Source organism: Paenibacillus sp. S02, from assembly GCF_019454065.1.
Lineage (GTDB): Bacteria > Bacillota > Bacilli > Paenibacillales > Paenibacillaceae > Paenibacillus > Paenibacillus polymyxa_B.
Window position 1 is genome coordinate 4467616 of sequence record NZ_CP073682.1, and the last position, 15110, is coordinate 4482725.

Here is a 15110-nt window from a genome sequence, read left to right on the forward strand (position 1 = left end):
TTTATGATGTTTATGACTTGTCAATATACCTCAGGATTTTGTAAAATCTTCACCTAATAGGCTATCAAAATAAGACAAGCTTGAAAAGCTGGATGATTTAAATAAGGATGACGCTTCCATTTCAACGCACACTCCATTTTATGACAAAACCATGAACAGGCTACAGCTTTTGCCCTCAAGGTATAACAATAATTTCCTAGATTTCATCACTTATTGCTAAATAAGTACGTTAAAAAACACGTTAGAAAAGTCAGGACAATCTACGGTTATCCATTTCAAAAATATCGTCAGCAATCCGCATGGTAGAACTTCGGTGCGAAACAAGGACAACCGTTTTATCTTGCTGCTGTTCCTTTAACGATTTTAAAATAATTGCCTCGTTCAGGCTGTCCAAATTGCTGGTAGGCTCGTCGAGCAGTAAGAGAGGAGCATTATGGACAAAGGCTCTGGCCAGTCCCAAGCGTTGACGTTCTCCACCGGACAGCCTGTCCCCCAATTCTCCAACTCGGCTATCATACCCTTGAGGCAAGGTCATAATAAAATCGTGCACGGATGCCTTACGTGCTGCTTCCACCACCTGCTCATGTGTAGCATCAGGCTTTCCGATTTTGATGTTAGCTGCAATTGAATCATCAAACAGGAACGTATGCTGGTCTACATAGCTCTGTAAGCCTCTCAAATGTCGGGTTCCAATTTCCTTCAAATCGTGCCCGGATAGCAAAATTCCACCTTGCTGCGGGTCCCTAAATCGCATCAGCAACTTCAACAGCGTAGACTTACCAGAGCCGCTTTTACCCTGAATACCTAAAATCCGCTTATGCGGTATCGTGAGACTTACATCATTCAGCACCGTTTGACCATCGTATGCAAAAGTCACCTTGTCTACTCGTGCCCCAGTAAAGGCAACACTCATCCCTTCGATATTTTCCTCTACCTCTGGGGTTTCCTCCAATAGACTCAACACTCGTTCTCCGCTCGCCAGCGTTTGAAGCAAATTGTTGGACAAATTGCTCAGTGCGACGACCGGACCAAATGAACTAAACAGGGCAATTACAGAAATTAGCATACCTGTAAAGTCAACCTGACCATTAGACATACCGGACAATCCAGCCAGCAGCATCAAGAATGAGAATCCAACTACAGCCGCATCTGTGATGGCTCTTGTGATGCCTTCATGATGCTTCAAGTCCTTCTGCTTGGCATCCAATTGATCCGTACGACGGTTAATCTCATTCAAACGTTGTTCTCCTTGCCCATATTGCACTATTTCCTTCATCCCCCGTAAGCTGTCCAAAAAATAACTGCTCAGCTTGCCAAAGCTGCTTCGGTATTCCATCCCCTGACGTTTGCCCATACGTGACGTGAGTAAGGGAATAAATAAACCGACAGTTAGGTAAGCAAGCGCAGCAAGCCAGCCTAGCAGAGGCTCATAAGAACCGATAAAAAATACCATGAGTAGTGAAGTGATGATGCCGATCATAACAGGCGCTATTGTATGCGCATAAAATACTTCCAGTAGCTCAATATCACTCGTAATGAGTGAAATCAGATTCCCCTTGTCCTTGCCTTCCAATTTGGCTGGTGCCAGTCTTCGTAGGGCTTGAAGTACCTTATCACGCAGTACAGCCAGCAGCTTGAAAGCGAGATAATGACCACTCATTTGCTCGCCATAACGGAATACGCCGCGCAGTACAGCACAAACGACGATCGTCGTCAGCAAAAACGACATGGTGTAGCCTGTCGTGATGCCCGTTGCTGTAAGCAGAGCTAGGGCTCCAAACACTATAATGCCAATAGCACAAACAAAACCAAGCACTCCTGTAACAATCGTGATGAGCAGCACAGGTAAAAGAGGCCCCGCCAATACCAATAATTGGCCCATGATCCGTAATCCGTGTCTACGCATATACAGCCCCTCCTTTTACAAACTGCTCTACCCGGTGTTGACTGAGATACATCTCCGCATAATGTCCCTGCTGGCTCAACAGCTCATGATGCGTTCCCGATTCTGCCACCAAACCGTTTTGCAGCACATAGATACAGTCGGATTGAACTACGTTTTCCAGTCTGTGAGAGATAAGAATCACTGTTTTTTGACCTGCCAGCGCATGTATAACCTCCATAATGCCTTCCTCACTCTCACTGTCAATGTTAGAGGTGGCCTCGTCAAAAATGTACACACGACTATCATGCAGCAATGCTCTGGCTAGTGCTAGCCGTTGGCGCTGTCCTCCTGACAGATTTGCCCCCTGCTCCTCCAGTTCTGCTTCCAGTCCTCCTTCTGAAAGGATAAAATCATACAGCTTCACTTGTCGCAAAGCTTCCAGCATTTGTTGCTCATCCGCGTGCTCATTGCCCATTTTTAAATTTGCTTCCACTGTGCCTTTAAAAATATAGCTGTTAAAACCGATCCAGGTCATGTGACGCATGCGGCTTTCTTCCGAAATATCGGTAAGCTCGGTTCCTCCAATCGTCAGACTTCCTCGATACCCCTCGTGATGCCCAACGATCAATCCGGCTACCGTACTTTTACCAGAGCCTGATTCCCCAACAATTGAAACAAAGCTGCCCTGGGGAATATCCATGGATATATTTCGTAAGGTATCTCTTTCGTCGTAGGCGAAACTCACCTGTTCCAGTCGAATATCTGTGTTTTCTATGCTTTCTTGTCCTTGTATAAGATCCTCAGTACTCAACATTTGAAATATTTTGTCGCTTGCTGCCATTCCGTTCATAGCGATATGAAAGTAAGAACCCAGCAGACGCAGAGGAATGAAAAATTCTGCCGACAGCAAAACAATGATGATTGCTCCCGCCAAGCCAATATGGCCTGAAGAATATTCGCTTACCGCGACCAGTACACCCGCAGCGGCACCACCAAATGCGATAAGATCCATAATGGCCACGGAGTTAAGCTGCATTGTCAGCACTTTCATCGTCATTTTGCGAAAATCCTCAGCTGCTGTGTTCATTTCCTGATGTTTTTCCTGGTCTGTTCCGTACATTTTGAGCGTAGTCAGACCTTGTACATTTTCCAAAAAGCTGTGGCCCAGATTGACGTAACTGCCCCAATATTTCCGAAACAGCTTTTTAGCCATCCTCATAATGACAATGATCGACACTGGAATTAAGGGAACGCAGATCAAGAGTATAATGGCTGCTTTGAAGCTGACAAAAGAGAGGGTGATGAATAACGTTACGGGGGCAAGCAGACTGTAAAATAGCTGAGGCATGTATCTACCGAAATAGGTTTCAAGCTGCTCTACCCCTTCTACAGCAACCTGTATAACCCCCGAGGTGGAGGTATGATCTGTATATGCGGGTCCCATTTTGAGCAACTTGCCGTAAATTTGCGAGCGCAGCGTTTTTTTAGCATTTACCGAAGCACGATAGGATAACATACTGGCTGCATAATTGCTCAGACAGCGAACTGCAATAGCAGCAATAACAATGACCGTCATAGATAGAATCAGCTTGCGAGTCACTTGTCCTTCCCAAGCCTGCTGCATAACAAAGGCCATAGACAACACAGCGGCTATACTCCCCAAAAGACCGATCCACTGCACAAGCACACCCAAGACGATATATTTCCGAGAATGTTCCACTAGACCGAGCAGACGGCTGTCGACCATTTTAGACCTTTTTTTCAGAGTAGGTGCAGGTGAAGATGAAGACGTTTTTTCTGCTGCAGCGTTTCTCACTGTTCCGATTCGGAATATAAAGTAATAATATTTAAAAAGGATGACCAAGACGATGAGCGTTCTGCCCCACACATTAGGGGTGAAAATAAAGCCTGTAATCAGCATCGCTGACGCTAAGCCCAATGTCGTGATTTTCGTAGACAGCTTCAACGACCTTGTTTGAACAAAACTCTCTAGATGCTTTTGGTACAGAGAGGTATTCGAAAACCACTGGTGAATCCTTTCGGACCCCCGCATAAAGAAAAAGGTCGCTAGCAGCAGAAACGGTGTAGTCGGTAGCAACGGCAGCACTACACCAATAACTCCAAGCGCCAAAAATAAAAACCCTAAGGTAATATAGATCGGTTTCACTATAATCCTCCCTAATAGTTATAATAGTAATGATTTCATTTTAAAGATAATGATAATCATTATCAATATAAACAATTTAAGCAGGTTGTTATGTGATGTAAATCACGCATATAAAAATCCTCTTGAAGCACATCTCTACAGAACACGTTAGTGTTGATGTCGATGCTTTGTCTTCAAGAGGATTTCCGAAAGCAGATGTTGATAATTCGTTGTTTTATGAATTTATAATATCATATTGCTCCAATATCTGCCGATGTAACGGGTGATCTGCGGTTATGGAAGTATAACGCGTCAGCGCCACACCCAGTCCCTCACTGTGGATCACCTGCTGAAGCTCGACTGCCTCGGGGTCTTCCGTAATATCAAATTTACAGGCAGCCGCCATTCCTAACGACAGATGATCCGTCGGGATGCCATACTCCTGCGCTTGCAGCGCGGGACGTACAAGACGGTCATTGGGAGACAGCTTACGCAACGGTGAACGTCCGACTCGAGTAACATCGTCTGTCAGATTAGGGTTGCGGAAGCGATCCAAAATTTTAGAGATGTACTTCTTATGCTCCCCTTGATCCAAACTGAAGCGCTTCACAAGCACTGCTCCTGTCTCCTCCAGTGACCCTTGTATCGAATCCACCACCTCGCTATCCTTCATAGCCTCCTGAATGGTAGCATAACCTGCGTTATAACCAAGATAGGCTGCCACGCAATGCCCCGTATTCACCGTGAACAGCTTTCGTTCAATGTAAGGTTCTAGATCCTGCACGTACAGGATACCTTCGATTTCTTCATGCTCAGGTGCCATTTGCGAACGATCCACCACCCACTCGTAAAAAGGCTCTACCTGCACATGCAACGGGTCCTCGTGGTGCTGGATCGGCACAATCCGGTCTACAGCAGCATTTGGAAAATACACCGAAACCTCAGCCTTGGCACGGGTCGCCCCATCCAATAGGGCAAAAACATGCTCTTTCAGTTGGGCGCTGCCTCCGATTGCATTTTCACAGGCAATCACATGCAGTGGACTTGCTCCTCGCTCTACCCGCCGCTTGATTCCCTCCGCAATGCCTGCTGCTATGTGCTTGAGGATGCTGACCCCTACTGCGGTCGTTACCAGATCAGCGAGGTCTACCGCATCGGCTACAGCCGCTGCATCCTTGCCGTCAATCGCCGTCACATTCGTGACCAGCTCCGTATCCTTTGTATCATTGGCTAACTCTACGGTGTATTGTTTACGACGACGTAACTCGGATACAAGGGTGTCGTTGACATCTGAAAAGACAACCTCATAGCCTGCACGCGACAGAATCAATCCGATAAAGCCGCGACCGATATTTCCTGCTCCAAAGTGGACGGCTCTCATAGCTCCATCTCACTTTCGAACAGATCTATAATTTCCTGTGGGGTCACCGCGTTGCGAAGTTTATCCATATTTTCTTCCTCCGCACACACCACAGCGATACTCGTCAAAATCTCCATATGATCGCCGCCTTGTGCTGCAATGCCGATTACCATGTATGCTTTTTCTTCCCCAAAATCTATGCCTTGCGGAAACTGAACGATAGAGATGCCTGTGGATTGAATAAGCATCTTGGATTCCTTGGTGCCATGTGGAATAGCCAGCCCGTTCCCGATATAGGTGGACACGATCTCCTCGCGTTCCAGCATCTTGTCAATGTACTCACTTGAAATATGTCCTGCATCCAGCAGGATTTGCCCAGCCATACGAATCGCCTCATATTTGTCTTTGGCGGTTGCGTTCATTTTTACTTTGTCTATCGTCATAATACTCACGGTAGGTTCCTCCCTGTCCCTAATTTACTGTGGAAAAATTCAGCTAGTTCACTCGATATATAATTGACAATATGATCCCTGCTACCGTGTTCCAGTAGCGTAACCATGTCTTCCTGCAAGAGTAATGCACTAATCTCGCTCAATACCTCCAAGCTTTCTCTCGGCAGCTCACGAGGTCCCAACATGAGCAGCACGCATTCTACTTGTTCGCCTGTATCCGCCAGCAGCGACTCTGCCAGCTTATACAAGGTAAGCGAAGGCTTGCGAATATAGTGGCTGCGCGTATGAACTAAAGCAATGGAGGTATCAGAGATCACCTGACTACCTTGGCGCTCTCTTTCCATGAGCTGTGCAGCAACCGCAGAAGGCTCTGTAACATTCCCCCGCCCCGCCTCCAACATGCATATAGCCTCTACGGTCGCCGCCATATCCATCCCCTGATTTTCCAGCGGATACACTTGAAATTGCTGTACAATGTGTACAATTTCCTCAAGACTTTTCCGCAGACCGGTAAGCCACTCCATATCCTGACCAGGCTGAACCGCCTGTTCCTGCTGATGGTCATTGGGATGATTGAGTGTAATATGCTGGATGAATTGACGCAGGCGATCACTCTCCTCCTGCGTCAGCAACGGGCTGATCTTAAGATACCGATCCGGTTCAAGCGGTAGCTCTACTGTCGAAATGATCAGATCATAATCCTCCTTGGGAAGCCGCGCCGCTTCGTACCATGAAGCCCTATCCACAATTTTGATTTGTGGCAGCTCTTTGGCGAGCCTTGTTGCCAGAAGTCTGGATGATCCAATGCCGCTCGTGCAGACTACGATGGCCCGCACCTCCCGCCGCAATTGTCGTAGCCGCTCCAGTGAAGCGCCGAAATGCATGACGAGAAATCCGATCTCTTCATCTGGCACTTTCATTTCTGTCATGTCCGCCGCAGCCTTTTTCACTGAGTCGAATAAGCTGCTGTAATCCTTGCGGATTTGCTGAAGGAGGGGGTTGCGAATCGACCTGCCTTCCTTCAAACGTTTGAACACCGGGGCCATATGGGCAATCAGTCCTTCACGCAGAACACGGTCCTCTTCCAATGGCGTGCCTGTCTCTTCCTCCACACGACGAATCAACTCATGAACCGACTCCAACAGTACGAGATCGTCCAGCGGCAGTAGCCGGGTGGAGTGATCCTCGGCATCACGAAACAGCAGCCTGAGATAAGATCGTTCCGGCTCTGGAAATTCAATATCCAGCGCCTCTGACAACTCCGTGCATATGCGTTCCACCATGGCTGTGCGAAGCATGATATTTTCATCTGAATCTGTTTTTAAATATGAGGGAAGAGGATCCATAACATACCCGAGTCGCAGACGTGCCAGCGAAACGCAAATTTGAATCAGCAGCTCCATATATTTGCTTTCCACCATGTTTTCCAGCCATTTTTCATGGGGCTGCCAGAGGGCCTTTTCCACAATCAGCAGGTTCCCTCTGCCAATCATCTCCAGTAACTTGTCGGCGACACGGGTTACAGAACGAAGTTCTTCCCGGACTGAAAACAGATCAGATTCATCCAAATATTCGAGAGCCAGCTCGGAAATCGCCCGTCTTTTGTCTGTCTCCCGTCCTGTAATCTCGACCCCGTACCCCCGTCTGCGCACAAGCATGAGTCCACGTTCCTCAATCCAGCCTTGCAATTCGTCTAGATCATGACTGACCGTAGTTACCGTGACTTTCAGATCTGAAGCCAGCGCCAGCAGCTTGATCGGCTCCCGTGTATCCAGCAGCATGCAGAGAACCACGATCTTTCTCTCCTCAGCCGAATATTCGTCTGACTTCGTATGCAGCAATTGCTTTCGCAGGCATACAAGCTGAGCAGGGTCAGCATCAATACAGATACCGATCCCTGACTTTTTCTCCAGCTTCACCTCATGAGCTGCCAGCCAATGCTCGACTGCGCCCAGTTCCCGATGAACCGTCCTTGTGCTGACATTGATCTTCGTGGCAATTTCCCCGGCTGTAACCTCTTTGGACTGCTCCAGAAGATATTCCACGATGTCACGTTGTCGTTTCGTAATATTCATAAGCGCATACCGTTCCTTCCCAAGCTCATCCCTCCAAGCAGGAGACGTACACTGCATACAGTCCGCCTGATTACGACGGGGATTAAGAATCGGATTTCAGACGTTCAACCAGCGCTTCGTATTCAGGGCTCTTCAGAAAATTGTCAATGGAAATGTGCTCAGCATTCGGGGCTACTGTTTTAGCCCGGTCTGTCAACGTTTTTTGCGTAATGACAATATCCGCATCCTGTGGAATTTCACTGATTGCCGTATTCGTAACTGTCACGCCTACGCCCGCCTGCTTCATTTTTTTGCGTAAAATCGAGGCGCCCATAGCGCTTGAACCCATACCTGCATCACAGGAAAAGACGATCTTGTTCACTTCGGATTTATCCTTGAGCGTTCGATCTGCGACAATCTCGACAGCACGATCAGATTCGTGGTTATCTTCCATTACAGTGGCGTTAGCACTTGCACTCTTGCTTTGATTTTTCATATCTTTCAGGCGAGATGCAGCTTCCTCCAGCCCCTCTTCTTTTTGCTTACTAGTCTTGAGTAACACTGCGGCAACAGCAAAGGATACGACCGCAGCAGCGATCACCCCGCTCAGCATTGGCAAATATCCGCCTTTTGGCGTCATTAGAAAATAGGCGATGATGCTGCCCGGTGAAGGAGCAGCAACCAGTCCGGCACCTGTCAACATAAAACAGAAGGTTCCCACAACACCCCCAGCTATAGCAGCAAGAATCAAAATCGGCTTCATCAAAATATAAGGGAAATAAATTTCATGAATCCCGCCGAAAAAATGAATGATGACCGCTCCAGGAGCCGACGACTTCGCAGAGCCTTTGCCGAACAGGCAGTAGGCCAGCAAAATACCGAGCCCCGGCCCAGGGTTAGATTCAAGCATGAACAGTACGGATTTGCCTGTTCTTGCAGCTTCCTCCAACGCAATCGGACTCAATACTCCGTGATTCAGCGCGTTGTTTAAAAATAATACTTTTCCGGGCTCAATAATGAGGTTGACAAGCGGCAGTAGCCCTGCGTTCACGAGGAACTGTACCCCTGCCGACAATACTTGACTGATCATTTGTACAATCGGGCCGATCGCCACATGGGCAAGCAGTGCTAGAATGGCACCGATAATCCCGGCCGAAAAGTTATTGACCAGCATTTCAAAGCCTGATCTGACCTTGCCTTCAATGGCCTTGTCGAACTTCTTCAATATCCACGCAGCCAGCGGACCAGCTACCATCGCGCCCAGGAACATCGGGATATCGGCTCCCACTATGACACCCATCGTCATAATGGCACCAATCACACCTCCACGCTGTCCATGAATCATCGTGCCCCCTGTATAACCGATCAGTAGCGGCAACAAATAATTTTTCATCGGGTCAACCAATTGTGCAAAACCTTCGTTTGGGAACCATCCGGTCGGAATAAAGAGTGCCGTAATCAGCCCCCACGCAATAAAGGCTCCCATATTTGGCATAACCATACCGCTAAGAAAACGGCCAAAACGCTGTACGGCGACACGAGTGCCTCCTTTTGAACTTGGCTTTGCGTCCAATGTACTCATATTCAAATCCTCCTTGTAGGTAAGCATCACTACCTTTTCTTAAAATTCATACTAAATGACAGCGCTATCTTCATCAACGAAATGAAAACGCACTTTCGTCATGAACGTTGATGACAACATTTAAATTTAAATTATCCGGGAAGGTATTATACCTGCATAATTCTTCTTAATATGACCTGTAGCTATAGAAATTAGTCGAAAAACCGTGCTGGATTATGTATGATTCTTATATGGGAAAAACCCTCTAAGTCAGAATAAAACACGTAATTACGTTTGCAAAAAGACAAAAAAATAGCCGCTACGTCAAATCATAGCGACTATTTTATACAAAAATCGAGCAGACAATTAACCCTCTTACTCCATACTACAATGCTCCATTACTGCTCATCGGAAATCAACTGCTCATACTGATCCGCAGACAGTAGCTTGCCCAAGGCTTCCTCCACATCTTTATCCATCTCTACTTCGATCATCCAACCTTTGTCATAGGGAGATTCATTCACTAGCTCAGGCGTACTTTCCAGCGTTTCATTCACTTTTAATATGGTTCCCGTCACCGGAGCAAAAAGGTCGGATACCGTCTTCACCGATTCAATCGTACCGATCTCCGCTCCCTGCTCAATCGTTGCTCCCGCCTCAGGTAATTCTACAAAAACAATATCACCCAGTTGATGCTGTGCAAAGTCTGTAATACCAATCCGCACCGTTCCATTCTCTGTCCGCTGAACCCACTCATGTTCGTCTGTATACCAAAGTTGCTGCTTCACTTCACCCATTCTGTTCCCCTCACTTCCATATGAATAAAATCGCTTTTGCTCACCTGTATTAGACAGGTTAAGATTATGACAACAAGAACACTCATGTCAATAATACTAACAAAAATACTTCATATCACCTCATATAGCGTACTATATAAAAAATGATAGCTTATAACAAACGCTTACATATCCTTATTTATATATTAAATGTTTTTTCTATTATTTTTGATGACATTTTTATTGACATTTTGAATGAATTTGCGTATTAATGGGTTATAGCAAATGCTTTGGGAAACACACCGACAACTGCAAACGCGGATGAACGCGGAGGGAGAGACTGCCAAAAAGATTCGCATAGCTGTTGCCGCTTGTGAGACATAAGTGCACGCGAATCGGATCAAGTTGTTATCTGCAAAGCCAGGTAATATACCGTTGATCCCGAAGGTAGCGCCGAAGGAGTAAACCTGCATTGCAGGTGAATCTCTCAGGCAAAAGGACCTCTGCCGGACGCATCTCTGGAGAGCATTCGCTATTGGAGCGGATCACCCAAGGGGAAACCCGGTACATACCGGGGTAACTTTCTGGTATCAAGGACAGAGCTGAAAAAAGAGTGTAGACTGCCGTCTATACGTTTTTTTCGGCCTGTCTTTTTTGTTTAGCCGATCACACCGGATAGGAGTGGAATAATGACTAATTTGCGAAAAACACCGCTATATTCGTCCTACGGGACGCAGTCTGGGGTTCGTTGTATTGACTTTGGCGGCTGGGAGCTCCCCGTTCAGTTTAGCGGCATTCAAAAGGAGCATGAGGCCGTCCGGCAACGTGCGGGTTTATTCGATGTATCGCATATGGGCGAATTTTTGGTTGAAGGCAAAGAAGCCGAAGCTTTTCTGCAAAGGGTGACCACGAATGATGTCAGCCAGTTGGAACCAGGTCAGGCACAATATTCACTCCTGTGTTACCCCGATGGAGGTGTAGTAGACGACCTACTTGTTTACTGCAAAGGACCGGAACGCTACATGCTCGTTGTGAACGCATCCAACATCGATAAGGATTGGGATTGGCTAATTCGCCATATGCCTGCATCCGTTCACATGGAGAATGTGTCTGATGCGATAGCATTGCTAGCGTTGCAAGGACCGGGGGCAGCACGTATTGCCGCAGCCGTGGCAGATACGGACATTACGAATCTGGCATCTTTCCGCTTCCATGAGAATGTGCCATTGTTCGGAGCAAAAGCACTTGTCTCACGAACCGGATATACGGGCGAAGACGGTTTTGAATTTTATATACCTGCTGCGGAAGCACCAGCCGTATGGGAGGGTTTGCTTCGTTCCGGTGAGTCGTATGGGCTGATTCCCGCTGGACTGGGTGCTCGGGATACACTACGCTTTGAGGCACGGTTGCCGCTATACGGTCAGGAGTTATCTGCCACGATTTCACCACTCGAAGCTGGTCTAGGTTTCTTCGTCAAGCTGAATAAAGGAGATTTTATCGGTAGAGAAGCACTGCAACGTCAGAAAGAACAAGGGATTCCTCGCAAATTGATCGGGCTGGAAATGATTGATCGCGGTATCCCACGCGCCCATTACCCGGTATTCGCAGAAGGACAACACATTGGTGAGGTCACAACGGGGACTCAGTCGCCCACCTTGAAGCGTAATCTGGGCCTCGCCTTGGTGGACAGTCGTTTTAGCGCCCTCTCCACACCGTTGGAGGTTGAGATTCGTGGCAAACGCCTGCGTGCCGAGGTGGTGGCAGCACCCTTTTATAAACGCCCGCACTGATCTTAAACTCTTTTTATTTCTATAAAGCAAACATGTCAGATATTAACTTCTGGTTTTTTCATCTCACACACTTTTTTATTAGCTAATTTACGTTTAAAATTTTGCTTTTCGAAAGGAGTCAGAACCTATGAAGCAGCATCGTTATCTCCCTATGACTGAACAGGATCAAACCGAAATGCTGCGTGTGGTCGGTGTATCATCCATTGATGATTTATTCAGTGACATTCCAGAGGCCATTCGATATCAAGGGGAACTGCCTCTTTCTTCTCGACTCGATGAGAAAGCCTTAACCCGCCACTTGGCTGAGCTGGCCGGACACAACGCCAATACAGACACACATGCCAGCTTCCTTGGCGCAGGAATTTATGATCATCATATTCCGTCCGTCATCCAGCACATCACTTCACGCTCGGAATTCTATACAGCCTACACCCCCTATCAGCCGGAAGTAAGCCAAGGCGAGCTACAAGCCATTTTCGAGTTTCAGTCGTATATTTGCGAATTGACGGGCATGGCTGTAGCTAATGCCAGCATGTACGACGGAGCGACTGCACTGGCGGAAGCGGGCTCACTGTCCGCCGCAGCTACCCGCCGTAAACAGCTTATCGTATCAAGGTCCGTCCATCCGGAGGCACGTCAGGTATTGGCAGCCTATGCACGCGGTTTGGATTTGGACATCGTGGAGATCGGCTGTTCGGACGGCGTAACGGATGTTGATGCGTTAGCGGCAGCCGTATCGGAACAGACCGCGGCTGTTTTGGTCCAAAGCCCCAACTTTTTCGGAGCCGTGGAAAACCTGAAGCCGATGGCTGACCTCATCCATGCGCACAAAGGTCTTTTGGTCGTCAGTGCCAATCCACTAGCACTTGGCTTGCTGGAAACACCCGGCAAACAGGGCGCGGATATTGTGGTAGGAGACGCGCAGCCACTTGGCATCTCCTCTTCTCTCGGCGGTCCGACCTGTGGATACTTTGCCGTTTCTCAGGCACATATGCGCCGTATCCCCGGCCGTATTGTGGGTCAGACCACAGACCGCAACGGTAAACGCGGCTTCGTGCTGACCTTGCAAGCGCGGGAACAGCATATCCGCCGCGAAAAGGCCACCTCTAACATTTGCTCCAACCAAGCGTTGCTAGCTTTATCTGCATCTGTATACTTGTCTGTCATGGGTAGACAGGGGATCAAGGAAGTAGCCGAGCTAAATTTGCATAAAAGCCGTTATGCTTTAGAGCAATTGCTGAGCTTGAAGGGCGTAACTGCCTCGTTTAACGCACCGACCTTTAACGAGTTTGCCCTTAGACTGCCTGAGGGTACAGATATGAGCAAACTCCAGGCCGAGCTGCTAGCTGCTGGATTTATCGCTGGCTACGATTTGGGCCAGGACTATGAGGAACTTGCTGGTCACATGTTGATTGCCGTGACGGAGCAAAGAACCAAAGAAGAGATTGACCAATTTGTACACACCTTGGGGGGATTGCTATGACACACACCGGACAGGATCAGAAACAAGGGCTGTTGAAGGAACACGATCAAGCGCTCATCTTTGAATTGAGCCGTCCGGGTCGCATTGCCTATTCCCTTCCCGAGTGCGACGTTCCCCGTCGCCCGGTGGCAGAGCTTTTGCCAGATTATGCGCTGCGCAGCGAACCTGCGGCATTACCCGAGGTATACGAAGTAGACGTTATTCGGCATTATACCGCCTTGTCCCGGCGCAATTTCGGCGTGGACAACGGATTTTATCCGCTCGGCTCCTGTACGATGAAATACAATCCGAAGGTGAATGAGGATGTCGCCCGATATACAGGCTTCGCCAAAATCCATCCATATCAGCCCGAGGAGAGCATCCAGGGTGCCATGGAGCTGCTGCATACGCTCCAAAATGATTTGGCTGCGTTAACTGGCATGGATGCCGTCACGCTTCAGCCCGCCGCGGGCGCCCATGGCGAATGGACCGGGCTGATGATGATTCGCTCATACCACGAAGCACGTGGTGAACGACGTACCAAGGTGCTCGTGCCGGATTCCTCGCACGGAACGAACCCCGCCAGCGCAACCGTCGCGGGCTTCGAAACAGTCACCCTCCCCTCCACCCCTGAAGGGCTGGTGGATCTGGATGCGTTGCGTCAAGCCGTAGGCAACGACACCGCGGCGCTCATGCTGACCAACCCGAACACGCTTGGGCTGTTCGAGAAGCAAATCACTGACATTGCTGCCATCGTGCATGACGCGGGTGGTCTGCTCTACTATGACGGGGCGAACTCCAACGCCATCATGGGGATTACCCGTCCCGGAGATATGGGCTTCGATGTAGTGCATCTCAATTTGCACAAAACGATGAGTACCCCGCACGGTGGCGGTGGCCCCGGCGCTGGGCCTGTCGGCGTAAAGCAACGGCTCATCCCTTATTTGCCCAAGCCACTTGTCGTACGAGATCTGCAGGGGGTGTACCACTGGGACCGGGAACAGGGAGATTCTATTGGACGGGTTAAAGCCTTTTACGGCAACTTCGGTATTCTCGTCCGTGCCTATGCCTATATCCGTAGCTACGGGCCTGATGGCTTAAAGCGTGTATCGGAATGCGCTGTGCTCAATGCCAATTACATGATGCATCGGCTCGCTCCACATTTTGACCTGCCCTACCCTGGACATTGCAAACACGAATTTGTAATGTCAGGGCGAGGCTTGAAAAAATTTGGAGTGCGTACGCTTGATGTAGCCAAAAGGCTGCTTGATTTCGGCTACCATCCGCCTACAATTTACTTCCCTCTGAATGTAGAGGAGTGCATCATGATCGAGCCCACCGAGACGGAAAGTAAGGAGACACTTGATGCTTTTGTTGACACTATGATTCATATTGCGCGGGAAGCAGAAGCAAACCCTGAGCTGGTGCTCAATGCACCATATACTACTCCAGTCACACGATTGGACGAAACTACTGCAGCTCGCAAACCTGTACTGAATTGCTCATGCAGTTAAAAACAAATTCTACTTAAAGCATGCAAAAAAGCCGGTATCTATTAGATACCGGCTGCTGTATGTACACAGCAATTTTTTTGTTGGAAAAAGATATAACCTTTGAAATGTAA

10 protein-coding genes and 1 riboswitch are annotated in these 15110 nt (G+C 48.2%); of the genes, 3 read left to right on the forward strand and 7 right to left on the reverse strand.

Features of this window, described 5'->3' with window-relative positions; genetic code table 11:
* Positions 1–250 precede the first annotated feature (250 nt).
* From KAI36_RS19790 to gcvH, 7 genes are all read right to left on the reverse strand, one after another.
* Positions 251–1906 (reverse strand): amino acid ABC transporter ATP-binding/permease protein, encoded by a 1656-nt coding sequence (locus KAI36_RS19790; RefSeq protein ID WP_220025805.1) that lies wholly within the window; start codon positions 1904–1906, stop codon positions 251–253.
* On the reverse strand, positions 1899–4052 hold the full coding sequence (locus KAI36_RS19795; protein WP_220025806.1) for a DUF454 family protein: 2154 nt from the start codon (positions 4050–4052) through the stop codon (positions 1899–1901). The genes KAI36_RS19790 and KAI36_RS19795 overlap by 8 nt, the downstream gene beginning before the upstream one ends.
* 214 nt (positions 4053–4266) lie before the next feature.
* Positions 4267–5412, reverse strand: coding sequence for a mannitol-1-phosphate 5-dehydrogenase (locus tag KAI36_RS19800; RefSeq protein WP_220025807.1), 1146 nt, complete (start codon positions 5410–5412; stop codon positions 4267–4269).
* The gene (locus KAI36_RS19805; protein WP_028542458.1) at positions 5409–5843 is read right to left on the reverse strand and encodes a PTS mannitol transporter subunit IIA; all 435 of its coding nucleotides are present in this window, start codon (positions 5841–5843) and stop codon (positions 5409–5411) included. The genes KAI36_RS19800 and KAI36_RS19805 overlap by 4 nt, the downstream gene beginning before the upstream one ends.
* Positions 5840–7918, reverse strand: coding sequence for a BglG family transcription antiterminator (locus KAI36_RS19810; RefSeq protein WP_220025808.1), 2079 nt, complete (start codon positions 7916–7918; stop codon positions 5840–5842). The genes KAI36_RS19805 and KAI36_RS19810 overlap by 4 nt, the downstream gene beginning before the upstream one ends.
* Before the next feature lie 82 nt (positions 7919–8000).
* Positions 8001–9479, reverse strand: coding sequence for a PTS mannitol transporter subunit IIBC (locus KAI36_RS19815; RefSeq protein WP_220025809.1), 1479 nt, complete (start codon positions 9477–9479; stop codon positions 8001–8003).
* Between the two features lie 377 nt (positions 9480–9856).
* Positions 9857–10255: a glycine cleavage system protein GcvH gene (gcvH, locus tag KAI36_RS19820; protein ID WP_025722377.1), complete on the reverse strand. Its 399-nt coding sequence runs from the start codon at positions 10253–10255 to the stop codon at positions 9857–9859.
* 393 nt (positions 10256–10648) lie between these two features.
* Positions 10649–10747, forward strand: a riboswitch (glycine riboswitch).
* Positions 10748–10923: 176 nt separating this feature from the next.
* Between gcvH and gcvT the strand changes: the two genes are divergently transcribed.
* From gcvT to gcvPB, 3 genes are all read left to right on the forward strand, one after another.
* Positions 10924–12024 carry a glycine cleavage system aminomethyltransferase GcvT gene (gene gcvT, locus KAI36_RS19825; RefSeq protein ID WP_025722378.1) on the forward strand — a complete coding sequence of 367 codons (1101 nt, stop codon included), beginning with the start codon at positions 10924–10926 and terminating at the stop codon, positions 12022–12024.
* 127 nt (positions 12025–12151) lie between these two features.
* Positions 12152–13507, forward strand: coding sequence for an aminomethyl-transferring glycine dehydrogenase subunit GcvPA (gene gcvPA / locus KAI36_RS19830; RefSeq protein WP_220025810.1), 1356 nt, complete (start codon positions 12152–12154; stop codon positions 13505–13507).
* Positions 13504–15000 carry an aminomethyl-transferring glycine dehydrogenase subunit GcvPB gene (gene gcvPB, locus KAI36_RS19835; protein ID WP_025722136.1) on the forward strand — a complete coding sequence of 499 codons (1497 nt, stop codon included), beginning with the start codon at positions 13504–13506 and terminating at the stop codon, positions 14998–15000. The genes gcvPA and gcvPB overlap by 4 nt, the downstream gene beginning before the upstream one ends.
* Positions 15001–15110: the final 110 nt, after the last annotated feature.

Excerpts from the sequence above, each read along its gene's own strand:
- KAI36_RS19800 (WP_220025807.1), bottom strand. The coding sequence starts at position 5,412 with ATGAGAGCCGTCCACTTTGGAGCAGGAAATATCGGTCGCGGCTTTATC.
- KAI36_RS19790 (WP_220025805.1), bottom strand. The coding sequence starts at position 1,906 with ATGCGTAGACACGGATTACGGATCATGGGCCAATTATTGGTATTGGCG.
- gcvT (WP_025722378.1), top strand. The coding sequence starts at position 10,924 with ATGACTAATTTGCGAAAAACACCGCTATATTCGTCCTACGGGACGCAG.
- KAI36_RS19815 (WP_220025809.1), bottom strand. The coding sequence starts at position 9,479 with ATGAGTACATTGGACGCAAAGCCAAGTTCAAAAGGAGGCACTCGTGTC.
- KAI36_RS19810 (WP_220025808.1), bottom strand. The coding sequence starts at position 7,918 with ATGAATATTACGAAACGACAACGTGACATCGTGGAATATCTTCTGGAG.
- gcvH (WP_025722377.1), bottom strand. The coding sequence starts at position 10,255 with ATGGGTGAAGTGAAGCAGCAACTTTGGTATACAGACGAACATGAGTGG.
- gcvPA (WP_220025810.1), top strand. The coding sequence starts at position 12,152 with ATGAAGCAGCATCGTTATCTCCCTATGACTGAACAGGATCAAACCGAA.
- gcvPB (WP_025722136.1), top strand. The coding sequence starts at position 13,504 with ATGACACACACCGGACAGGATCAGAAACAAGGGCTGTTGAAGGAACAC.